Annotated in this window: 19 protein-coding genes and 1 pseudogene; 12 read left to right on the top strand and 8 right to left on the bottom strand. The window is 68.1% G+C overall.

The window, feature by feature from the left end:
* Positions 1 to 357, top strand: a pseudogene (locus tag B0W80_RS35710) (hypothetical protein); the annotation flags it as partial.
* Between the two features lie 14 nt (positions 358 to 371).
* Here B0W80_RS35710 and B0W80_RS27450 read toward each other — a convergent pair.
* Together B0W80_RS27450 and B0W80_RS27445 are read right to left on the bottom strand one after the other, a co-directional pair.
* A complete protein-coding gene (locus B0W80_RS27450) occupies positions 372 to 1,097 on the bottom strand; it encodes a nucleotidyltransferase family protein (RefSeq protein ID WP_077002331.1) in 726 nt (241 codons plus the stop codon).
* 11 nt (positions 1,098 to 1,108) lie between these two features.
* Positions 1,109 to 1,498 (bottom strand): S-adenosylmethionine decarboxylase family protein, encoded by a 390-nt coding sequence (locus B0W80_RS27445; RefSeq protein ID WP_077002328.1) that lies wholly within the window; start codon positions 1,496 to 1,498, stop codon positions 1,109 to 1,111.
* A 112-nt stretch (positions 1,499 to 1,610) separates the two neighbouring features.
* Between B0W80_RS27445 and tkt the strand changes: the two genes are divergently transcribed.
* Together tkt and gap are read left to right on the top strand one after the other, a co-directional pair.
* The gene (tkt, locus tag B0W80_RS27440; protein ID WP_077002327.1) at positions 1,611 to 3,650 is read left to right on the top strand and encodes a transketolase; all 2,040 of its coding nucleotides are present in this window, start codon (positions 1,611 to 1,613) and stop codon (positions 3,648 to 3,650) included.
* A 39-nt stretch (positions 3,651 to 3,689) separates the two neighbouring features.
* On the top strand, positions 3,690 to 4,691 hold the full coding sequence (gene gap / locus B0W80_RS27435; protein WP_077002326.1) for a type I glyceraldehyde-3-phosphate dehydrogenase: 1,002 nt from the start codon (positions 3,690 to 3,692) through the stop codon (positions 4,689 to 4,691).
* Positions 4,692 to 4,796: 105 nt separating this feature from the next.
* On the opposite strand, the gene B0W80_RS27430 is transcribed toward gap, so the two are convergent.
* Complete coding sequence (locus B0W80_RS27430) at positions 4,797 to 5,798, bottom strand: hypothetical protein (protein ID WP_077002325.1); 1,002 nt, start codon at positions 5,796 to 5,798, stop codon at positions 4,797 to 4,799.
* Positions 5,799 to 5,896: 98 nt separating this feature from the next.
* Here B0W80_RS27430 and B0W80_RS27425 point away from each other — a divergent pair, with 98 nt between their 5' ends.
* The 3 genes from B0W80_RS27425 to B0W80_RS27415 are packed head-to-tail and all read left to right on the top strand — an operon-like array spanning position 5,897 to position 10,804.
* The gene (locus B0W80_RS27425) at positions 5,897 to 6,487 is read left to right on the top strand and encodes a restriction endonuclease subunit S (RefSeq protein WP_077002324.1); all 591 of its coding nucleotides are present in this window, start codon (positions 5,897 to 5,899) and stop codon (positions 6,485 to 6,487) included.
* 25 nt (positions 6,488 to 6,512) lie between these two features.
* Positions 6,513 to 8,039, top strand: a complete 1,527-nt coding sequence (locus tag B0W80_RS27420; RefSeq protein ID WP_077002323.1) for a class I SAM-dependent DNA methyltransferase — start codon at positions 6,513 to 6,515, stop codon at positions 8,037 to 8,039.
* Positions 8,036 to 10,804, top strand: coding sequence for a type I restriction endonuclease subunit R (locus B0W80_RS27415; RefSeq protein ID WP_077002322.1), 2,769 nt, complete (start codon positions 8,036 to 8,038; stop codon positions 10,802 to 10,804). The genes B0W80_RS27420 and B0W80_RS27415 overlap by 4 nt, the downstream gene beginning before the upstream one ends.
* 34 nt (positions 10,805 to 10,838) lie before the next feature.
* Here B0W80_RS27415 and B0W80_RS27410 read toward each other — a convergent pair whose 3' ends face one another.
* Complete coding sequence (locus B0W80_RS27410) at positions 10,839 to 11,597, bottom strand: alpha/beta fold hydrolase (protein WP_077002321.1); 759 nt, start codon at positions 11,595 to 11,597, stop codon at positions 10,839 to 10,841.
* Positions 11,594 to 12,592 (bottom strand): M14 family zinc carboxypeptidase, encoded by a 999-nt coding sequence (locus tag B0W80_RS27405; protein WP_373039142.1) that lies wholly within the window; start codon positions 12,590 to 12,592, stop codon positions 11,594 to 11,596. Before B0W80_RS27405 ends, B0W80_RS27410 begins: the two co-directional genes overlap by 4 nt.
* Before the next feature lie 141 nt (positions 12,593 to 12,733).
* Here B0W80_RS27405 and B0W80_RS35705 point away from each other — a divergent pair, with 141 nt between their 5' ends.
* The gene (locus B0W80_RS35705; RefSeq protein WP_179107037.1) at positions 12,734 to 12,877 is read left to right on the top strand and encodes a hypothetical protein; all 144 of its coding nucleotides are present in this window, start codon (positions 12,734 to 12,736) and stop codon (positions 12,875 to 12,877) included.
* On the opposite strand, the gene B0W80_RS27400 is transcribed toward B0W80_RS35705, so the two are convergent.
* A complete protein-coding gene (locus B0W80_RS27400; protein ID WP_077002320.1) occupies positions 12,874 to 13,938 on the bottom strand; it encodes a LacI family DNA-binding transcriptional regulator in 1,065 nt (354 codons plus the stop codon). The genes B0W80_RS35705 and B0W80_RS27400 overlap by 4 nt on opposite strands.
* Positions 13,939 to 14,120: 182 nt before the next feature.
* On the opposite strand from B0W80_RS27400, the gene B0W80_RS27395 reads away from it, so the two are divergent.
* The 4 genes from B0W80_RS27395 to B0W80_RS27380 all read left to right on the top strand — a co-directional run bounded on the left by B0W80_RS27395 (position 14,121) and on the right by B0W80_RS27380 (position 18,695).
* Positions 14,121 to 15,698, top strand: coding sequence for an acyl CoA:acetate/3-ketoacid CoA transferase (locus B0W80_RS27395; protein ID WP_077002319.1), 1,578 nt, complete (start codon positions 14,121 to 14,123; stop codon positions 15,696 to 15,698).
* 19 nt (positions 15,699 to 15,717) lie between these two features.
* Entirely contained in the window at positions 15,718 to 16,878 is a 1,161-nt protein-coding gene (locus B0W80_RS27390) for an acyl-CoA dehydrogenase family protein (RefSeq protein WP_077002318.1), read from the top strand.
* 6 nt (positions 16,879 to 16,884) lie between these two features.
* A complete protein-coding gene (locus B0W80_RS27385; protein ID WP_077002317.1) occupies positions 16,885 to 17,658 on the top strand; it encodes a shikimate dehydrogenase in 774 nt (257 codons plus the stop codon).
* A gap of 77 nt (positions 17,659 to 17,735) precedes the next feature.
* A complete protein-coding gene (locus tag B0W80_RS27380) occupies positions 17,736 to 18,695 on the top strand; it encodes a tripartite tricarboxylate transporter substrate binding protein (RefSeq protein WP_077002316.1) in 960 nt (319 codons plus the stop codon).
* 25 nt (positions 18,696 to 18,720) lie between these two features.
* Here the strand turns inward: B0W80_RS27380 and B0W80_RS27375 are convergent, their stop codons facing one another.
* Both B0W80_RS27375 and B0W80_RS27370 read right to left on the bottom strand, forming a co-directional pair.
* Positions 18,721 to 19,164 carry a VOC family protein gene (locus B0W80_RS27375; RefSeq protein ID WP_077002315.1) on the bottom strand — a complete coding sequence of 148 codons (444 nt, stop codon included), beginning with the start codon at positions 19,162 to 19,164 and terminating at the stop codon, positions 18,721 to 18,723.
* A 43-nt stretch (positions 19,165 to 19,207) separates the two neighbouring features.
* A complete protein-coding gene (locus B0W80_RS27370) occupies positions 19,208 to 19,615 on the bottom strand; it encodes a VOC family protein (RefSeq protein WP_077002314.1) in 408 nt (135 codons plus the stop codon).
* A 112-nt stretch (positions 19,616 to 19,727) separates the two neighbouring features.
* Between B0W80_RS27370 and B0W80_RS27365 the strand changes: the two genes are divergently transcribed.
* A complete protein-coding gene (locus tag B0W80_RS27365; RefSeq protein ID WP_077002329.1) occupies positions 19,728 to 20,396 on the top strand; it encodes a TetR/AcrR family transcriptional regulator in 669 nt (222 codons plus the stop codon).
* Positions 20,397 to 20,423: the final 27 nt, after the last annotated feature.

Here is a 20,423-nt window from a genome sequence, read left to right as displayed (position 1 = left end):
CTGGTGGCCTCGCGCGGCGACCGCAAGATCCAGTGGGTGCGCTTCGCGTCCAACGGTGACAGCGGCAGCGTGGTGCGGACCCTGCAGGACTCGCGCATCACCGACCCGATCGCCGTGGAAGACGCCGACAACTTCGCCAGCGACAACATGTTGCTGAGCGTGGCCGACTTCAGCGGCAAGGCCGTGCTGAACTACCGCTACGGTCCGGTGACCTTCGCCAACCGCGGCGGTCAGTGGGCGTGCCAGCCCCCGGGCGGCTGCCCGGTGCAGGGCACCAGCGGCATGAACATGGAGTTCGGCGGCAGCTATGCGGTGGAAGGACGACCCTTCAACCTCCGCACGGCCAACGTGCCCTGATCGGCGCTAACGCCTCAAACTGAATCCGGCCCGCCTTGTGCGGGCCGTTTTCTTTTGTTCACGGCGACCAGCCGTTCGGGGGTGCCGACATCGGCCCAGTCGCCCTCGTACAGCTCTGCGCTCACCAGGCCTTCGGCCATCGCTGCACGCAGCACGGGGGCCAGCGGCGCCTTGATGCCGCTCGGATTGCCGGGCGCGACGTCGCAGTACGGCGACGTGAACAGCGCCGAGCGATACAGGCCGATGGTCGAAAAGGTGAACTTGCGCGGGGCATCGCCGAGCGCCAGGCCATCCGGCGAGATGCCGAAATCGCCCTTCGGGTTGTGCGGCGGATTCGGCACCAACCACAGGTGGGCCAGCCGCTTGCTGGCCACGAAGCGGTCGACCGCCGTCTTCGAGAAAACGAAGCCCGGTGCGAACATGTCGCCCGCCACCACCCAGAACACCTCGCCCAGCAGCGGCAACGCACGCACGATGCCACCGGCCGTTTCGAGCGCTTCGCCGAAATCGCGTCCCTCGTGCGAATAGGCCAGGCTGGCGTAGCGGTGGTTCGACCCGAAGTGCGACGAGATCTGGTCGCCCAGCCAGGCGGTGTTGATGACGATCTGACGCACGCCGCCGGTATACAGCCCCTGGATCGCCCACTGCAGCAGCGGCCTGCCCTGCACCTTCAGCAGCGGCTTGGGCGTCGTGTCGGTCAGCGGCCGCATGCGTTCGCCGCGGCCGGCCGCGAGGATCATGGCCTTGGCTTTCATTCGACCTCTGCGTCGATGGCGCCACGCACCAGCGCGTGGCGCTGAGCGCTGCCGGGCTCGAACAGGGTTTCCAGCGCCGCCATCACCGCCCTCGCCTTGGCAGAGTGGTCCGCGCCGAAGTTGCAGACATAGACATCCAGCGTCACCCCGTTCTGCTCAGGCCAGGTATGCACGCACAGGTGCGATTCCGCCAGCAGCACGGTGGCTGTCACACCGCCCGGCCCTTTCGGCGTCGCTGCGAAGCCGTGGAACAGCGTGCCCACGACCTGCAGGCCGGCGTCCTCGGCCGCCCTCACGCAGGCCGCGCCGAGCGCTTCGGCGTCCACCAGCCAGAGCCGCGCGCAGCGACAGTCTCGAAGGTCGGCGGTCAGGTGCAGGCCATGCATAAGGCCGGCACTCTATCAGCCCACTGCGGGCCCTCCGGCAGGGCGTCAGGCCCCGGCCGCTAAAATCCCGCGTTCTCCCTAACCGCTCCCCCCAGAAGAAAGCCCCGACCACATGGCCAACCAAGCCTTGATGGCCAACGCGATCCGCGCGCTGGCCATGGATGCCGTTCAACTCGCGAACTCGGGGCATCCCGGCGCACCGATGGGGATGGCCGACATGGCAGTGGCCCTGTGGGGCGAGCACCTGCGCCACAACCCGGTCAATCCGCACTGGTTCGATCGCGACCGCTTCGTGCTGTCCAACGGCCATGCCTCGATGCTCATCTACGCCGTGCTGCACCTCACGGGGTATGCACTGCCGGTCGAGGAGCTCAAGCGCTTCCGCCAGCTCCACAGCAAGACCGCCGGCCATCCCGAAACCGGCATCACGCCCGGCGTCGAAACCACCACCGGCCCGCTGGGCCAGGGCATCACCAATGCCGTCGGCTTCGCGCTGGCCGAGAAGCTGCTGGCCTCGGAGTTCAACCGCCCCGAGCACGACATCGTCGATCACCGCACCTACGTGTTCCTCGGTGACGGCTGCCTGATGGAAGGCATCAGCCACGAAGCCGCGGCGCTGGCCGGCGCCTGGAAGCTCGGCAAGCTGATCGCGCTGTACGACGACAACGGCATTTCCATCGACGGGCCGGTCAAGCCCTGGTTCGTCGACAACACGGCCGAGCGCTTCAAGGCCTACGGCTGGAACGTCATCGGCCAGGTCGACGGCCACGACGTGAAGGCGGTGTCCGAGGCCATCGACCAGGCCCGCCAGCAAGACCAGCGCCCGACGCTCGTGATCTGCAAGACCCAGATCGGCAAGGGCAGCCCGAACCGCGCCAACACCGCCAAGGCCCACGGCGAGCCGCTGGGCGCCGACGAGATCGGCCTCACCCGCACCGCACTGCAATGGGCGCACGAACCCTTCGAGCTGCCCCAGGCCGTGTACGACGAATGGGATGCCAAAGCCGCCGGCGCCAAGCTCGAATCCGCGTGGGACGAGAAGTTCGCCGCCTACGCCAAGCAGTACCCCGACCTCGCAGCCGAATTCGTTCGTCGCATGAAGGGCGAGCTGCCGAAGAACTTCAACCAGACCGCCTTCGATGCGGTGGTCAATGCCCATACCAAGGCCGAGACGGTCGCCTCGCGCAAGGCCTCGCAGCTCGCGCTGGAGGCCTTCACCGCGGCCCTGCCCGAGCTGCTGGGCGGCAGCGCCGACCTTACCGGCTCCAACCTCACCAACACCAAGAGCACGCCCGCGCTGCGCTTCGACGCCAGCGGCGCCGTGGTGCGCACCGAGGGCGACGAGCGCCTGCCCGACGGGCTGCCGGGCCGCCACATCAACTACGGCGTGCGCGAGTTCGGCATGGCGGCCATCATGAATGGCGTGGCGCTGCACGGCGGCTTCATTCCCTACGGCGGCACCTTCCTGACCTTCAGCGATTACAGCCGCAATGCGATCCGCATGGCCGCGCTGATGAAGCAGCGCGTGATCCATGTCTTCACGCACGACTCCATCGGCCTGGGCGAAGACGGTCCGACGCACCAGTCGATCGAGCATGCCGCGGCGCTGCGGCTCATTCCCAACCTCGACGTCTGGCGCCCCGGCGACACCGCCGAGACCGCCGTGGCCTGGGCCGTCGCACTGCAGAACGCGACGCGCCCGACCGCGCTGCTGCTGTCGCGCCAGAACCTGCCCTATGCAGCCAAGAAGGACCTGAGCGACATCAGCAAGGGCGCCTACGTGCTGGCCGAACCCGAACTCAAGAAGAAGCTGCAGGCCGTCATCATCGCGACCGGCTCCGAAGTGCAGCTCGCGGTCAAGGCCCAGGAGCTGCTGGCTGCGAAGAAGATCGCCGTTCGCGTGGTCTCCATGCCTTCCACCACCACCTTCGACCGCCAGGACGTGGCCTACAAGAAGAGTGTGCTGCCCCAGGGTACGCCGCGCATCGCGGTCGAGATGGGCGCCACCGACGGCTGGTGGAAGTACGGCGTCGCCGCCGTCGTCGGCATCGACACGTACGGCGAGTCTGCGCCGGCCGGCGTACTGTTCAAGCATTTCGGTTTCACGGCAGAGAACGTCGCTGCCACGGTCGAAGCAGCGCTCGCGCGCTGATCCGGATCCCTCGTTTTCAACCATCCAGGAGCAAATCACATGGCTATCAAACTCGGCATCAACGGCTTCGGTCGCATCGGTCGCAACGTGCTGCGCGCCGCGGTCCAAAACTTCAAGAACGACATCGAGATCGTCGCCATCAACGACCTGCTCGAGCCCGAATACCTGGCCTACATGCTCCAGTACGACTCGGTGCACGGCCGTTTCGAAGGTGAGATCCAGGTCGAAGGCAACACCTTGATCGTCAACGGCAAGAAGATTCGCCTGACCCAGGAGCGCGATCCCGCCAGCCTCAAGTGGAACGAGGTGGGTGCCGACGTGGTGCTCGAGTCGACCGGCCTGTTCCTCACCAAGGAAACCTGCCAGAAGCACATCGACGCCGGCGCCAAGAAGGTCATCATGTCGGCGCCCAGCAAGGACGACACGCCGATGTTCGTCTATGGCGTGAACGACAAGAAGTACGAGGGCGAGGCCATCGTCAGCAACGCCAGCTGCACCACCAACTGCCTGGCGCCGCTGGCCAAGGTGCTCAACGACAAGTGGGGCATCAAGCGCGGCCTGATGACGACCGTGCACGCCGCCACCGCCACGCAGAAGACCGTGGACGGCCCGAGCAACAAGGACTGGCGCGGCGGCCGCGGCATCCTGGAAAACATCATTCCGTCGAGCACCGGTGCCGCCAAGGCCGTGGGCGTGGTCATTCCCGAGCTCAACAAGAAGCTCACCGGCATGAGCTTCCGCGTGCCGACCTCCGACGTGTCGGTGGTCGACCTGACGGTCGAACTCGTCAAGGAAGCCACGTACAAGGAAATCTGCGCCGAGATGAAGGCTCAGAGCGAAGGCGCGCTCAAGGGCGTGCTGGGCTACACCGAAGACAAGGTGGTCGCCACCGACTTCCGCGGCGACCCGCGCACCTCGATCTTCGACGCCGAGGCCGGCATTGCGCTCGACGGCACTTTCATCAAGCTCGTGAGCTGGTACGACAACGAATGGGGCTACTCGAACAAGTGCCTGGAGATGGTGCGGGTGGTGGCCCGCTGAGGCGACCGGCTTTCGGATCGCTTCGATCTCTCCGCCCTCTCCGACTTCTTCGGTTCGCGACGCGCCTTCGGGCGCGTTTTTCTTTGCCATCGCGCGTGCTCCCCATCAGCGCCGCGCCATGAAGCGTGCGACCGGACTCCGCTTGCGGTCCGGCATGTGAAAGCCGTGATGCAGCCGCTGGCCTTCGGCCAGCATGCATTTGAAGCCGCGGCGCCGCAGCGCGTCGGTCACGACCCTGTAGCCGAACGGCGGCGCGCCGGCCGGCGCGGCGATGAAGGCCGTTCGCGTCGGATCGTCCCGCTGGTCGCGGGGTAGCGGCCGGCCCACGAGCCGATCGAGCACGCGGCTGGACAGATGGCTCGGCTTGCCTTGTCCGGGCACCTGCAGCAGGCGCAGGTTGCGAGGGATGTCGAGCTGAAAATGTTCCGCGAAGTCGCAGGCGTGGTGGAGCGCGCGAATGCCGGCATCGCCCGTCAGCAGCACGCCGCGGCGACCGAATTCGCCGTAGAGCACGGCAGTCGACTCCTCCCTGGGGTGGGCGTCGGAGGCGCGCGGAAGCGGCTCCCAGTCCCATCGCTGGCCCAGCCTGGCGCAATCGAGCCGCGCCCATTGCGCCAAGGCGGCCGGCTTGAGTCCACCCAGCAGCGGGCGCAGCCGGCTGAAGGCGGGCAACAGGTGGTCCATGTACCAGGTTCGATGCGGCGACAGCACCGTGAAGGGCCCGATGCGCGTGCCGGCGTACGGCTCGTGGATCGGCACGTCGCGGGTTTGTGCCAGCAGCTCGATGCGGAAGGCGGCTTGCACTTCCGGTGGGAGCGTCCGGTTGGCGTGGACCCATGGCCGGTGCATCCACAAGGCGCCGATGCTGAATCGTTCGAACAGCGCCTCGAGGCCGTGGGTCCGCGACAGGTCCGACCGTGAACACACCACGTGATCCACATGCGTCGTGCACCAGCGGAATTGGATATGGATGGCCACCTCCCTGCAGCATTCGAGCGAGCCGCCGTCGTAGACAAGGACCTTGTAGGCGCCGTGCACGCCCCAGCGGACGGCGATGGCGCCGCCGCTTCTCATGCAGATCGGGAAATGATCGACCTCGTAATTCACTGCGCCCCCTGTTCGTTCAAGCATCAAATCGATTGATGCAAAGTTTTCGAGCCGCAAAGTGTAACGAAAAACCACAACGCCCCGTTACGATTCACATCATGCAAATTCATGCAGTTCAGAGCTGCCTCGGCGAGCAGGTCCATCTCCGGGCAGGCCACGCGTTCCGAGGCGCCATCCAGGAGGTGAAGGACGGCCCGGTGCTCGCCGTCCAGATGAAAGACCTCGACCCGTCGCGCGGGATCGGCTGGAATGGCGTGATACGCACCCGCCTGGCGAGCCGGCGCCCGCCCAACTGGCTCGAACAAGGCGACGTCTTGTTCGTGGCGCGCGGCACGCGCTTCTACGCGACCAGCGTCGAGGGGTTGCCTGGGCAGGCCGTCTGCGGCCCTCACCTGTTCCATCTGCGCATCCGGGCCGGGCGCGATTTGATGCCCGAGTTCCTGGCCTGGCAGATCAACCAGCGGCCTTTTCAGCGCGCGCTGCAACGCGCGGCCGAGGGCAGCAGCCAACTCAGCGTGCGACGGCCGGTGCTCGAATCGCTGTCGATCGGCATCCCGTCGCTGCCCGACCAGCAGCGCATCGTCGCGCTGGCTCGCCTGGCGCGGCGAGAGGTCGAAGTGCAGCGCCTGCTCCTGCTCAACCGCGAGCAGCAGTTCGAATCGATCGCAGCGGCGATCGCCGGCGCGTGAACGACAACGGAAGAGGCGACCACCCATGAACCCGACAGCCAACAGCCGGAGCAGCATCGACGCCGCCTTGTCCGCTGCCTGCGACACCATTCGCGGCGTCGTCGATGCCGCCACTTGCCGGGACTACATCCTCCCGCTGCTTTTTCTGAAGTACGTGTCCGACGCATGGCAGGACCATCGCGACGGCTACCACGCGCAGTACGGCGAAGGCGCCGCCGACCTCATCGAGGCGCTGCTCAAGACCGAGCGCTTCATCCTGCCGCCGGGCGCGAGCTTCGAAGCGCTTCACGCGGCGCGCTTCGACCCCGGCAACGGCGAGCGCATCGACCGTGCCCTGCGCGCCATCGAGGACGCCAATATCGCCAAGCTGCGCGACGTGTTCCAGGACATCGGGTTCAATTCCAACCGGCTCGGCGGCGAGCAGCAGAAGAATGGGCTGCTGCGGCTGCTGCTCGAGGCCTTCGCCAGCCCCGGGCTCGATCTGCGGCCCAGCCGGATCGGCGGACCCGAGCCGATCGGCATCGCCTTCGAGTCGATCATCGGCCACTTCGCATCGGCCAGCGGCAGGAGCGCGGGCGACGCCTGCACGCCACCGGAAGTCGCGCGGCTCATGGCGTGCCTGATGGCGCCACAGGCGGGCGACGACATCTGCGACCCGATGTGCGGCGCCGGCTCGCTGCTCATCCAGTGCGCAAGGGTCATCCGTGAACGCAGCGGAACCCGGCACTACGCGCTCTTCGGGCAGGAGTCCATCGGCAACACCTGGGCCCTGGCGAAGATGAACCTGTTCATGCATGGCGAGGACAACCATCGCATCGAATGGGGCGACACGCTGCGCAACCCGAGGCTGCTCGCCGGCGATGGCACGCTGCGCCGCTACGACGTGGTCGTCGGCCATCCGCCGTTCAGTCAGGAGAAGTGGGGCCACGACGTCGCGGAGACCGACGGCTTCGGCCGCTTCCGACGTGGCTTGCCGCCACGCACCAAGGCCGACTACGCCTTCATCCTGCACATGGTCGAGACCCTGAAGCCCGGCAGCGGCCGCATGGCCGTGCTCGTTTCGCACGGCGTTCTGTTTCGCGGCGCGGGCGAGGCGAGACTCAGGAAAAAACTCGTCGAGGACCAACTGCTCGATGCCGTGATCGGCCTGCCGGAGAAGCTGTTCCACGGCACGGGCATTCCCGCGGCGATCCTGGTGTTTCGCAGCCGAAAGCAGGACGACAAGGTGCTGTTCATCGATGCCAGCGGCGACTTCGAGCCGGGCAAGAACCAGAACACGTTTCGAGAGGCCGACATCCAGCGCGTGCTGCGTGCCTGCGAGTCTCGAAGATCGGTGGGCGGATACGCCTACCTGGCTTCGGCCGCGGAAATCGCCCGCAACGACTTCAACCTCAACCTGCCGCGCTACGTCAACGCGGTCGAGCGTCGATGCGAGATCGACATGGTGGAGATGCAGCGCGAACGCGAACGCCTGAAGCAGGAATGGCGAGAGGTCGAAGCGCAAATGGCCGGCTACCTCGCGCAGCTGGGACATAACGAGCCGGGCCCATGACCGATTCCGCTTCCGCGCCCGAGGTGCAGAACGCGCGCATCTCAGCGCTGCGCGTGATGTGCAATCTCGGATGGAATTTTCTGAGTACCGACGACGCCTCGGCACTGCGCGGAACCGCGCACGACGTGTTGCTGAAGGCGCGGCTCATCGAGGTGCTGCTGACCCGACGCTTCGACTACAAGGGCGTGAGCCATCCGTTGTCGCCCAGCGCCATCGACCAGATCTTGCGCGAACTCTCCACCGTCGGTCTCGGTGATGGCCTGCTGGCAGCGAATGAGCGCCTCTACGGCAAGCTCGCATCCGGCATCACCGTCACCGAGTTCATGCCCGACGGCCGGCGGCACCAGCCGACGATCAGCGTCATCGACTGGCACGACGCGAGCGCCAACCGCTTCGACGTGACGGAGCGGATGGGCGTCCTCTCCGGTCACGCCACCCACTATCGGACGGTGGACATCGTCGGCTACGTGAACGGCATTCCGCTGGTCACGATCGAGATCGGGCGCCCGCGGCGCGGGGGCCAGGCGGCCGAAGCGAGGATGCACGACGGAATCGACCGGCAGCTGCGCAACCAGCTCGATGCCGAGATCGCGCATCTCTACGTCTACGCCCAGCTGTTGATGGCCGTCGGTTCGGGCCGCGGCTGCTACGGCACCACCGCCACGCCGGCCAGGCTGTGGGCGCGTTGGCACGAAGAAGAAGGGGCCGAGGCGGAAGAAGGATTCGACGATGCGAGCATCCACGCGCTGAAGAACGCAGCCTTGCCGGTCGACACGCGCGCGGCCCTGCTGCGGGACGCGACGCCGGAGATGCGGGAGCGCTTCGAGAGCCAGTGGTCCTTGCCCACGCTGGCGGATGGTCAGGACAAGCTGATCATCAGCCTGCTCTCGCCTCGGCGGCTGCTCGAATTGCGCCGAGGCTTCGTCCTGTTCGACGGCAGAGTCGGCAAGATCGTGGCGCGCCATCACCAGTTCTTTGCCGTGCGTGCGCTGTTGAGGCACCTCGATGCGCAGCGACCCGACGGTTCGCGCCAGGGTGGCGTCGTGTGGCACAGCGCGGGCTCGGGCAAGAGCTTCACCATGGTCTTCCTGGCCAAGGCGCTGCTGCTGCACGAGCGGCTGAAGGAATGCCGGCTGGTGGTGATCACCGACCGCCGCGAGCTCGAACGGCAGCTGGCCCGAAACTTCATGGCGGGCAACGCCTTCGGCGCGGCGGCGGTCGTTCAGCAGGAGATCGAGCGCAGCCAGGCCGTTTCGGGGCGCGACCTCGCTCAGCGCATCGGCCACGGGACGAAGCGGATCATGTTCGCGCTGGTCCAGAAGTTCAGCATCGCGTCGCGGCTTCCCGAATGCCGCAACGACTCGGCCGACCTCGTGGTGCTGGTGGACGAGGCTCACCGCAGCCACGGTGGCGAAACCCACGAGCGCATGCGAAAGGCACTGCCGCGCGCAGCCTGCGTGGCCTTCACGGCCACGCCGCTGCTGAAGGACGAGAAGACCACCGAGAAGTTCGGTCCGATCGTCCGCGCCTACACCATGCGGCGCGCGATCGAAGACCACGCCGTCGTGCCGCTGTTGTACGAGGAGCGCGTGATCGAGCCGGGCACCGATATCGCCGGCAACTGGTTCGACACGGTGACCTCGCATCTCGCCCCGGCGCAGCGTGCCGCGCTGAAAGCGAAGTTCGCCGCCCGCGTTCCAGCCGACCGGGCACCCGATCGCATCGACTTGATCGCCTGGGACATCGCGCTGCACTTCAACGCGCGGTTCAAAGGGGCCGCGCCTGGGTTGAAGGGGCAGATCGCCACCGCCAGCAAGCACGACGCGATCCGCTACAAGCGCGCGCTCGATGCCACGGGTTTGGTCACGAGCGTGGTGTTCGTCTCCGCGCCGGATGTGCACGAAGGCCACTCGGCGGCGGGCGAAGACGGCCTGCAGGAGGTGCAGGCATGGTGGCAGCACGACGTGCTGGACCAGGGCATCGCCGCCACGCATTACGAACGGCATGTGCTGCAGGCCTTTGCCGGCGAGGGCAGCCCCGACCTGCTGATCGTGGTGGATCGTCTGCTCACGGGCTTCGACGAGCCGCGCAATGCCGTGCTCTACATCGACAAGCCGCTCAAGGGCCACCAACTGATGCAAGCCGTGGCGCGCGTGAACCGCCTCCACGAATCCAAGCGGCACGGCTTGCTGGTCGACTACCGAGGGATCCTCAAGGAACTCGACACGGCGATCCTCGCCTTTCAAGACCTCGACAACAGGACGCAGGGCGGCTTCGACATCGATGATCTCGACGGGCTCTACGCGCAGTTCGGTTGCGCCGGCGGATACGTCGACTATGCGGATCGGCGCCTGCCACTCGCCGACTTCCGCGTCGCCGAGGACATGCCCACCTACCAGGCGCACGCGCCGAGCATGCCGCACGCCGATGCGCCCGCCGAAGCCGCACCCGTGCTGCCCGAAGCCCCGCTGCAAGGCTCGCGAATCGAGGCTTGCCTCGAAGTCATCTCAGGCGTGCTGGGTGACGATGAGAAAGGCGGTCTCGACGAGGCGCGCCGTGCCCAGCACCTGTCCTTGTCGATGGCGATCGGCCAGGCAGTGCAGGCCGCGATCGCCGAGCATTCGTTGAGCTTGCAGGACATCGAAGCCGACATCCGCAAGCGGTTGCTCCAGTTGCTGTATGCCCCGGTCGGTCTGGACAAGGCCGGCCGCATCATCGAGCAGGTGATCGAGATCGCGCGCGCGGACCTGGGTCGGCGCGCATGACGATGCCGACAGCCTGCCGTCGCGCTTACCCGCTTCACACAGGCCCGATCACCGCCCATCGCGAGAGCTGCTCTGCCACCCAGCCGCCGTCGTCGAGCGGCAGGTCGTGGCCAGCCGACGGATGCTCCGCGATCTCCACGCCCCAGCGCCGCGCGAGCCGACGCGAGCAGCCGGGATGCACCAGCCCGTCGCGCGCACTCGCCAGCACCAGGACCGGCAGCTGCGGCGCGCGGGCCGGCGCCCGGTAGCGCGCCGCGGCCACCACCTGCCGCAAGGCATTGGCCGCCGACACCGGTCGCGCTGCGCGCATCGCCGTCCAGTCGTCGAGCACGGCCGTGCCGCCTTCGGGATGCCGCGTGGTCAGCCGGAGGATCGTGGCCTCGCGCTCGCGTCCGTCCGCCTCGGCGAACAGCAAGCCGAGCAGCGCGCGATAGTTGCGCGGCTGCAGCCGCCGGTACCAGGGGCTGAACGGACGCAGGCTGGTGTTGACCAGCACGCAGCCCGCCAGGTCGCGCGGATGCCGATGCGCCCAGTCCACCGCCACCATCGCGCCGAGCGACATCGCGAGCAGCCTGTAGGGCGGGCCGATGCCCAGCGCGCGCAGCTGTTCGCGGCACGCCTCGACACTGGCGTCGATGCGCCACGGGCTCGGCAGGTCGTGGAGCCGGCCGTTGCCGGGCAGGTCCAGCGCCACGATGCGGTCGTCCGGAAAACGCTCGTGCAACTTGCCGATGAAGGCACCCCAGTGGCCGCTTTCACGCGTCAGGCCGCGCAACAGAACCCAGGTGCTCATGCCTTGCTTCCGTACCAGCGCGCCATCGCGCTTTGCTCGTGCTGCAGCCTGTGCGCGCCGCTCGGCAGCCAGCGCCCATGGCTGCCCACCGCCCGCGTGATGAAGTCCAGCCAGCCCATGTGCTGCCGCAGCACGCGCTGGTGCCGGTGCGCGATCACCGGGTTGAAGATGCCGTGGCGAGAGAACAGCTGCCGCGGGTTCTTCTTCACCCACAGCCAGGAGCCCATCTCCAGCGTCAGCGGCAGGAACACGGCGCCGCCGTCGTGGTCGGCACCGAGGTAGACGTGGTCCCACAGGTCGCCGTGCGCGAGATACTGGCGGCTCTGCGGCTCCAGCCGGTAGCGGTGGTGCAGCAGCGAGCGGTCGAGGATCTCGCACAGCGCATGCAGCTCCGCCAGGTGCCGAATGGGCCGTGCGGTGTGGGCATAGGGGAACCAGATGCGGTCGGTCAGGCCGAAGCCCGAGTGGCAATCCACCGCCACGCCGAGCGGCCGGTTCAGCAGCTCGGATTGCACCAGCCTGCACAGCGCCGCGCTCTCGCATTGCATCGGCTCGCCGGCGACGCCGCGGTACCACGGCAGGTTGGCACTGATGCGCTGTCCGCCGATCAGGTACGGCACGCGCTCGGGCGAATCGACCGGCGCGTTGCGCATCAGGTCCACGCCGTTCGGATTGGCGCGCGTGCCCAGCCACGCGCCGCCGGGGTTGACCATCGGCATGAAGACCAGGCGCATCGACTCCAGCTGGCGCTGCAGCGTCTCGTCCCAGTCGAGCCGCATCACCAGGTTGCGCAGGTAGGCGATGACGACCTGCGCGCCGATGCGCTCCAGCCCATGCACGCCGCCGAAGAAGCCCACCGCCGGCGCGTCGGGCCGCTCGCTGCCGAGCAGGAAGGCCTGCACCGGAAAGCGCTGCGTGCCGGCGTCGACCTCGCAGAGCAGGCGTGTTTCCATCTTCGGGCCGGCCAGGCGGACCAGCGCTTCGAGTTCGAGCAATTCGGGGAGATCCGATGAATTCACCAGGCGGCGCACAGGGGAGAGGGTGCGCGCAGGATAGCGGCATCGGCCGACACGAAGCCGTCACACGCACGTCGTAGCGTGGTCGTGGGCCATCCATCGAGAGTGGCCCGAACCACCATGAACTCTCCCCATCACTCGCCCCATTTCTGGCCTCCCAATCCCCACGGCTGGCGCGCGCTCGGCGGCGCGCTGGTGTGGGGGCTGATCGAGATCGTTGCGCTGGCCCGTGCGCGCCACGGCGCGGGGCGCAGGCGCGGCTAGCGGCGCTTCGGCAGGCCGGTGCGGTCGCCGTCGCCCGGCGCGGTCGTGCGTTGCGGCGCCGACGACGAACGCGCGATCAAGGTCGCCTGCTCCACGTGCCTGGCCGGGCTGCGCGAGGGATCGGCGATGCGTGCCAGCAGCAGCTCTGCCGCGCGCTCGCCGACCGCCTGGCCATGCAGCTCGACGGTCGACAAGGGCGGGAAGGTGACGGCCGTCTCGGGCATGCCGTCGAAGCCGACCACCGCGATGTCTTCGCCCGGAACCAAGCCGTTGCAGCGCAGCGCGTGCATCACGCCGATGGCGACGTAGTCGTTGTAGCAAAGCAGGGCCGTCGGTGGCTGGGCCAGAGCCAGCACCGTCTTCAGGTCGTCGGCGCCGCTGTGCAGCGTCGGCCGGCTGTCGGTGACCAAGGCGGGGTCGAACGGGATGCCGCCGCCCTGCAGCGCGCTGAAGTAGCCGGCCAGGCGATCCACGCGCACGGGGTTTTCCTGCTGGCCTCCGAGAAAGGCGATGCGCCGATGTCCCGCCTCGACGAGATGCCGCGTGGCCATCAGCGCGCCGCCGTAGTTGTCGGAGCCCGCATAGTCGATGCGCTGGTCGGGATGCGGCCGCACCGCCAGGCACAGCGGGATGCCCGCAGCCAGTTGGCGATCGAAGGCGTCCCCGGGCGTGGCCGTCGCGGGGCACACCACGAGCCCGGCCACGCCGTGTTCGACGAGCGACTGCAGCAGGCGCTCCTGCCGGTCCAAGTCCTCTCCCGATTCCACGAGGTAGACGAAGTAGCCCTCGTTCTCGACGCGTGCCTGGATGGCCGACGTGAGTTCGGCGAAGAAGGGGTTGCGCAGGTCGTTGACGATCAGCCCGATCGCCTGCGAGGTCTGCCGGCGCAAGTTGGCCGCGGCGCGGTTGTAGGTGTAGCCCAGCTCGGCCATCGAGCGCCGCACCTTGTCGCCGGTGGCCTGCGGGATGCGCGGATGGCCCTGCAGCACCAGCGAGACCGTGGAACGGGAGACGCCGGAATGCTCGGCGATGTCGTTGATCGTGATGCGTCGTTTGTCCACCGGGGCATTGTGCCGGCAAAGTCAGTGGATCGAACTACTGGATTCAATGCAAGTCGGAAGCCTGCGCGACGCCGTTGCTGGGTAGTGACCTCCACGGATTTGCCAAAACCATAGGGTTTCCACCAAAACCAAACCCAATCTCCCATCAATATGATTGGTAGAACGATCTACTAAATGCTGTCATGAAAATCCTTGCCCCCACCGAACTGCAACAGGTGCTCACGGAGCTGGCCCCGGCGTCCACGGTCGCGGTGTCGGGCGCCGGCGGCGGCCTGCTGGAGCCTGAGGATGTGCTCGCGGCGTTCGAGCGCGCCTTCCTCGACACCGGTGCTCCCAACGCGCTGACGCTCGTGCATTCGCTCGGCATGGGCAACCGCAGCGACAAGGGCATCAACCGATTCGCCCACGAAGGCATGGTCCGGCGCGTGATCGGGGGCCACTGGATCTGGTCGCCGGCCATGCTCGAGCTCGCCCAGCGCAACCGCATCGAGGCCTACTGCCTGCCCTCCGGCGCGCTCACCCACCTGCTGCGCGAAATCGGGGCCGGCCGGCCCGGCCTGTTCACCCACGTCGGACTCGGCACCTTCGTCGACCCGCGCCAGCAAGGCGGGCGTTGCAATGCGGCTGCCACCGAGGCGCTGGTCGAGCTCATGCAGGTCGACGGCCAGGACGTGCTGCGCTACCGCCCTTTCCCGGTCGACGTGGCCGTGCTGCGCGGCACCTTCGCGGACGAGAACGGCAACATCAGCGCGGTCGAGGAGCCGGCCGACCTCGATTCCTATGCCGTCGCGCTGGCGGCGAAGCGCGGCGGCGGCATCGTCATCGCGCAGGTGCGCGAAGTCGTGCCGGCCGGCCAGCTCCGGCCGCGCGAGGTGTCGGTGCCGGGCAACCTCGTCGACTACGTGCTCGTCAGCCCCGACCAGCCGCAGACCTACCACGGCGCCTACGACCTGCGGCTGGCCGGCCTGCAAGGCCAGCTTGATTCGAGCAGCGCTGCGCTTCCGCCGGCGCCACACGACCCGGTGCGCCAGGTCGTCGCGCTGCGGGCGGCCGAAGAACTCATCGACGGCGCATCCGTCAACTTCGGCTTCGGCATGTCGTCCGGTGTGGCCGAGGTGATCGCGCGGCGCGGCGACACCGGCCGCTACTGGTTCACCATCGAACAGGGCATCCACGGCGGCCAGCTGCTGACTGGCGACATGTTCGGCATCGCCGCCGAGCCCGCGGCCATCCTGTCGGCGGCAGACCAGTTCGACCTGTATTCGGGCGGCGGGCTCGACCAGACCTTTCTGGGCATGGCGGAAATGGATGCGCAGGGCAATGTCAACGTCTCGCATTTCGGCGGCCAGGTCAGCGGACCGGGCGGCTTCATCGACATCTCGCAGGGCGCGCGCAAGGTCGTCTTCTGCGGCGCCTTCGATGCCAAGGGCTCACGGCTCGCCGCGCGCGGCGGGCGGCTCGCCATCGAAAGCCACGGCACCGTGCGCAAGCTGGTGCGCCAGGTCAGCGGCATCACCTTCAGCGGCCCGGAGGCGGTGCGCCGGGGCCAGGAGGTGGTGTACGTCACCGAGCGCGCGGTGTTCCGCCTCACGCCGGAAGGCGTCGAGCTGATCGAGATCGCACCGGGCGTCGACCTGCAGCGCGACGTGCTCGACCACATGGACTTCGCGCCCATCGTGCGCGACCCGAAGCAGATGAGCGCCGCGTATTTCAACGAAGCGACCGCTGACGCCGACATCGACGCTGCGGCCGTTGCCTGAACCCCCCAAGGAGCACACCATGGATTTCGCCCTGAACGACGAACAGAGAATGATGATCGACACCGTCCGCCGCTTCATCCGCGACGAGCTGCAGCCCCTGGAGCAGCGCGTGGAGGACGAGGGCCGCCTGGACGACGACACCGCGCACTCCATCATCGAGCGCTCGCGCGCCGTCGGCCTCTACGCGCTGAACATGCCCGCGGCGCTGGGCGGCGGTGGCCTCGGCGCGGTCGACTCGATGCTCTGCGAGGAACAGTTCGGCCACACCACCGACATCCTGGTGCGCCGCGCCTTCGGCAACGTCTACGACGCACTGCTGGCCTGCGAAGGCGAACAGGTCGATCGCTGGGTGCGCCCCGCGATCGCCGGCACGCGCACCTGCGGCCTCGCCATCACCGAGACGGGTGCCGGCTCCGACGCCCAGTCCATCAAGACGCACGCGGAGCGCACGCCGTCGGGCTGGGTGCTGAACGGCGCCAAGCACTTCATCAGCGACGCGGGATGGAGCGACTTCTTCCTGGTGTCCGCGCGCACCGGCGACAACGCCATCTCGCTCTTCGCGGTCGACAAGGGCCTGCCCGGCTTCACGCTCGGCAAGGACCAGTCGATGATGGGCCTGCGCGGCACGACGCACTACGAACTGTTCTTCGACGACGTGCCGCTCGAGCCGATGGCGCTGATCGGCGGCGAGGGCGAGGGCTTCAAGCTTGCCATGGGCATGCTGGGCCGCGTGCGGCTGGCGCTGGTGGGCGCACGCGCCGTCGGCAAGGCGTCGCACGTGCTCGAGCTGATGACCGACTACGCGAAAGACCGCCGCCAGTTCGGCCAGCGCATCGGCGACTTTCAATTGATCCAGCAGATGCTGGCAGACAGCGCGATGGAGATCAACGCCGCGCGCCTGATGGTGCTGCACACGGCCTGGATGATCGACGCGGGCCTCGATGCGCGCGACTGGATCTCGATGGTCAAGGTGCAGGCGTCCGAAACGCTGGGGCGCGTGGTCGACCGCGCGGTGCAGGTGTTCGGCGGCATGGGCTTCTGCAAGGAGCTGCCCATCGAGCGCTACTACCGCGATGCGCGCGTGTACCGCATCTTCGACGGCACCTCCGAGATCCACCGTGGCATCGTCGCGCGCGGCCTGCTCAAGCGCGGCGCCGAGCTGTTCGACCTGCACCGCTGAACCGCCATGGCGCGCAAGCTCTACGCCATCATCGGCGACCCGATCGACCAGGCGCGTTCGCCCGAGGTGTTCAACCGTTTCTTCTCCGAGCGCGGTGTCGATGCGGAAATGGTCGCGCTGCACGTGCGCGCGGACCAGTTGCAGGCCGCGCTCGACGGCCTCGCGGCCATCGAAAACTTCGGCGGCGCGATCATCACCATTCCGCACAAGCCGGCCGCCGCGGCCCTCGCCGCGAGCTGCTCGCCGCGCGTGCGCATCGCGGGCGTCGCCAATGCGCTCAAGCCCGGCGCCGACGGCTGGAGCGCCGAGCTTTTCGATGGCCTCGGCTTCGTCGAAGGCCTCGCGCGCGGCGGCCATTCGGCGGACGTGCCCTCTGCCGCCGTGGTGGGCGCCGGCGGGGCCGGGCTGGCCATCGCGGCTGCGCTGCTGGACGCGGGCGCGGCGCGGGTGGCCATCGACGACATCGACACGGCGCGTGCCGCTGCGGCGCACCGCACGCTGTCGACGACCTATGCAGGCCGCGTCGAGCAACGCCGGCCCGGCCCCGAGGACGCGATCGTGGTCAATGCCACGCCCGTGGGCATGCGCGCCGACGACCCGCTGCCCATCGACCTGGAGCCGCTGGCTGCGCATGCGCTGGTCGCCGACGCCATCATGAAGCCGCCGCGCACGCGCCTGCTCGAGGAAGCCGCCCGGCGCGGGCACCCCACGCACGAAGGCCGGCACATGCTCGATGCGCAGGCCGACGCCCTGTGGCGCTTTCTGGGCATGGGCCCGTAGAGCCGACCGCGGCATCCGCACCGATTTCACCGGCCGCCACTGCGGCCCGACCCTCACCACTCGACAGGAGACATCCAATGAAACTCGTCCGATTCGCCGCGCTCGCGTTCAGCGCCCTGGCCCTGCCCGCCGCGCCCGGCGCCTTCGCGCAGGACTACCCGACACGCCCCATCGAACTGCTGGTGGCCTTCCCGGCCGGCGGCGGCAGCGACGCGCTCGCGCGCGCCTTCGCCGACAGCGCCAGCCGGGTGCTGCCGCAGCCGATGATCGTCATCAACAAGCCAGGCGCCGCCGGCACCATCGGCTTCGCCGAAGGCGCCAATGCCAAGCCCGACGGCTACAAGATCACGATGGTGTCGCCGGAGCTGTTGATCACGCCGTACCTGGGCATCGGCAAGGTGAACTACGAGGCCTTCAAGCCCATCGGCCGCATCAATGCCGACCCGTGCACGGTGGCCGTCAAGGCCGATGCCAAGTGGAAATCGATCGAGGAATTCATCGCGCACCTGAAGGCCAACCCGGGCCGCGCGTCGGTCGCCAATTCGGGCGCCGGCTCCATCAACCACGTGTGCGCCGCGGCGCTCGAGGACAAGACCGGCACCAAGGTCAACCACATCCCCTACCTCGGCGCGGGCCCGACCATCAATGCGCTGATGGGCGACCAAGTGGATGCGGTCGTCATCAGCCCCGCGGAAGTCAGCGCGTTCGTGAAGTCCGGGAAGATGCGCCTGCTTGCCGTGATGGCCAAGGACCGGTCGAAGGACTTCCCGGAGATCCCCACCTTCCGCGAGCGCGGCATCGACCTCGTTGCCAACACCTGGCGCGGGCTGGTCGTTCCGAAGGCGACGCCCGACGCCGTCGTGGCCCGGCTCGGCGAACTGCTGGTCAAGGTCAATGCCGACCCGGCCTACCGCTCGGTGTTCGAACGCCAGACGCTGGGCCGCGTCACCGAGAACGGGGAGCAGTTCGCGAGCTACCTGAAGCAGGAGGACGACCTGTACAAGCGCATCGTGCCCCTGCTCAACATGAGCAAGTGAAGCGGACCGGAGCCCGGCGCCGGATTCAGGCGTTCGGCTGCGGCACGATCACCATCCAGCCGACGCCGAACCGGTCCTGCACCATGCCGAAGCAGGGTGAGAAGAAGCTCGGCGCCAGCGGCATCTGAACCTGGCCGCCGTCGCTCAGCGCATCGAACTTGCGCTTCGCTTCGGCCTCGTCGGCGACCGTCAGCGACAGCGAGAAGCCGCGGAAGACGGCCGGCTCCTTCGCGAAGCCGTCGGAGGCCATCAGCGTGCTGTCGCCCAGCTTGAACTCGGCGTGCATCACGTTGTCGCCGGGCGGCGGGCCGCCCATCTCGGCGCCGCCGCACATCTCGCCGTCGCCGGCCGGTTGCGGACTGTCCTTGAAGCGCATGAGCATGGTCACTTCGGCGCCCAGCTTCGTGCGGTAGAACTCGAGCGCTTCGTCGCAGCGGCCTTCGAAGAACAGGTAGGACTGAACATGCATGGTGGTCTCCTGGTGGGGTGGTGAGGGTTGGAGTTCGGACAGGTCAGGCTTGCGGGAAGGCGCTCATGTCCATGTACGCCAGCTCCCACATGTGGCCGTCGAGGTCCTGAAAGCCGTGCTGGTACATGAAGCCATGGTCCTTGGCCTCGTTCGGCGTGCTGCCGCCGGCGGCCAGTGCCTTGGCGACCTGCGCCTCCACCTCGGCCCGGCTTTCGCACGACAGGCACAGCAGCACCTCGGTGCTCTTCGACGCATCGGCGATCGCCTTGGGCGTGAAGGTCTTGAAGAAGTCCTCCGCCAGCAGCATCACGTAGATCTCTTCGCTGATCACCATGCTGGCGGCGGTCTCGTTGGTGAAGCGCGCGTCGTTGGCGTAGCCGAGCGCGGCATAGAACGCCTTCGCCTTCTCGACGTTCTTGACCGGAAGGTTCACGAAAATCTTGGTGGCCATGGGTCGGATTCCTTGAATAAACCGGGGTCGCCGGTCGATGGGGGTTGATGGAACGGGCGGCGTTGTGTACAACGTCCACAAGAAGATAACGCAAAAAATGGACGGTGTCCACATGAAAGAGAAAACGGTTGTTGCAAGCTCGGCTCCGCCCGCGCGCAGCACGTACCGTCATGGCGACCTGCGGCGGGCCCTGCTCGAAGCGGGCATGGAACTGGCCCGCCAAGGCGGCCCCGAAGCGGTGGTGTTGCGCGAGGCCACCCGGCGCGCCGGCGTGGTGCCCAATGCGGCCTACCGTCATTTCGCGAGCCGACAGGCGCTGCTGGCGGCGGTGCGCGCCGCGGCGCTGGCGGCCACGGCCAGCGCCATGGAAGCCGAGATGGCGGCCGAGCTCGCTGCGCTGCCGGACGAGGGCACGCCGATCGAGCGGGCCCGCGCCGCGGTGCGGGCGGTCGGCGCCGGCTACCTTCGCTTCGCGCAGGAAGAGACGGGGCTGTTCCGCACCGCCTTCGGCGCGCCGGTCGACGTCGAGGACCCGACCGAGGAAGCCAAGGGCGGCAAGAGCGGACTGAACCCCTTCGAGCTGCTGGGCGCGGCGCTCGACGGCCTGGTGGCCGCAGGCGCCCTGCCGGCCGAGCGCCGGCCCGGCGCAGAGTTCCTGGCTTGGTCGGCCGTGCACGGCCTGGCCCTGCTGATCATCGACGGCCCGTTGCGAGGCGCGCCAAGCGAGTACACCGACCAGCTCGGCCGGCAGCTGCTCGAGATGGTGGAGAAGGGCCTGTAGCCGGCGCTTCGGCGTCTCTTCGGCCTC

Origin of the sequence: Variovorax sp. KK3 (assembly GCF_001984055.1) — a bacterium.
Lineage (GTDB): Bacteria > Pseudomonadota > Gammaproteobacteria > Burkholderiales > Burkholderiaceae_C > Variovorax.
Note: the sequence above shows the minus strand (reverse complement) of the source record. Positions and strands in the feature narration are given on the sequence as shown.

Excerpts from the sequence above, each read along its gene's own strand:
- B0W80_RS27450 (WP_077002331.1), bottom strand. The coding sequence starts at position 1,097 with ATGATCCTCGCGGCCGGCCGCGGCGAACGCATGCGGCCGCTGACCGAC.
- B0W80_RS27445 (WP_077002328.1), bottom strand. The coding sequence starts at position 1,498 with ATGCATGGCCTGCACCTGACCGCCGACCTTCGAGACTGTCGCTGCGCG.
- tkt (WP_077002327.1), top strand. The coding sequence starts at position 1,611 with ATGGCCAACCAAGCCTTGATGGCCAACGCGATCCGCGCGCTGGCCATG.
- gap (WP_077002326.1), top strand. The coding sequence starts at position 3,690 with ATGGCTATCAAACTCGGCATCAACGGCTTCGGTCGCATCGGTCGCAAC.
- B0W80_RS27425 (WP_077002324.1), top strand. The coding sequence starts at position 5,897 with ATGCAAATTCATGCAGTTCAGAGCTGCCTCGGCGAGCAGGTCCATCTC.
- B0W80_RS27420 (WP_077002323.1), top strand. The coding sequence starts at position 6,513 with ATGAACCCGACAGCCAACAGCCGGAGCAGCATCGACGCCGCCTTGTCC.
- B0W80_RS27415 (WP_077002322.1), top strand. The coding sequence starts at position 8,036 with ATGACCGATTCCGCTTCCGCGCCCGAGGTGCAGAACGCGCGCATCTCA.
- B0W80_RS27410 (WP_077002321.1), bottom strand. The coding sequence starts at position 11,597 with ATGAGCACCTGGGTTCTGTTGCGCGGCCTGACGCGTGAAAGCGGCCAC.
- B0W80_RS35705 (WP_179107037.1), top strand. The coding sequence starts at position 12,734 with ATGAACTCTCCCCATCACTCGCCCCATTTCTGGCCTCCCAATCCCCAC.
- B0W80_RS27395 (WP_077002319.1), top strand. The coding sequence starts at position 14,121 with ATGAAAATCCTTGCCCCCACCGAACTGCAACAGGTGCTCACGGAGCTG.
- B0W80_RS27390 (WP_077002318.1), top strand. The coding sequence starts at position 15,718 with ATGGATTTCGCCCTGAACGACGAACAGAGAATGATGATCGACACCGTC.
- B0W80_RS27385 (WP_077002317.1), top strand. The coding sequence starts at position 16,885 with ATGGCGCGCAAGCTCTACGCCATCATCGGCGACCCGATCGACCAGGCG.
- B0W80_RS27380 (WP_077002316.1), top strand. The coding sequence starts at position 17,736 with ATGAAACTCGTCCGATTCGCCGCGCTCGCGTTCAGCGCCCTGGCCCTG.
- B0W80_RS27375 (WP_077002315.1), bottom strand. The coding sequence starts at position 19,164 with ATGCATGTTCAGTCCTACCTGTTCTTCGAAGGCCGCTGCGACGAAGCG.
- B0W80_RS27370 (WP_077002314.1), bottom strand. The coding sequence starts at position 19,615 with ATGGCCACCAAGATTTTCGTGAACCTTCCGGTCAAGAACGTCGAGAAG.
- B0W80_RS27365 (WP_077002329.1), top strand. The coding sequence starts at position 19,728 with ATGAAAGAGAAAACGGTTGTTGCAAGCTCGGCTCCGCCCGCGCGCAGC.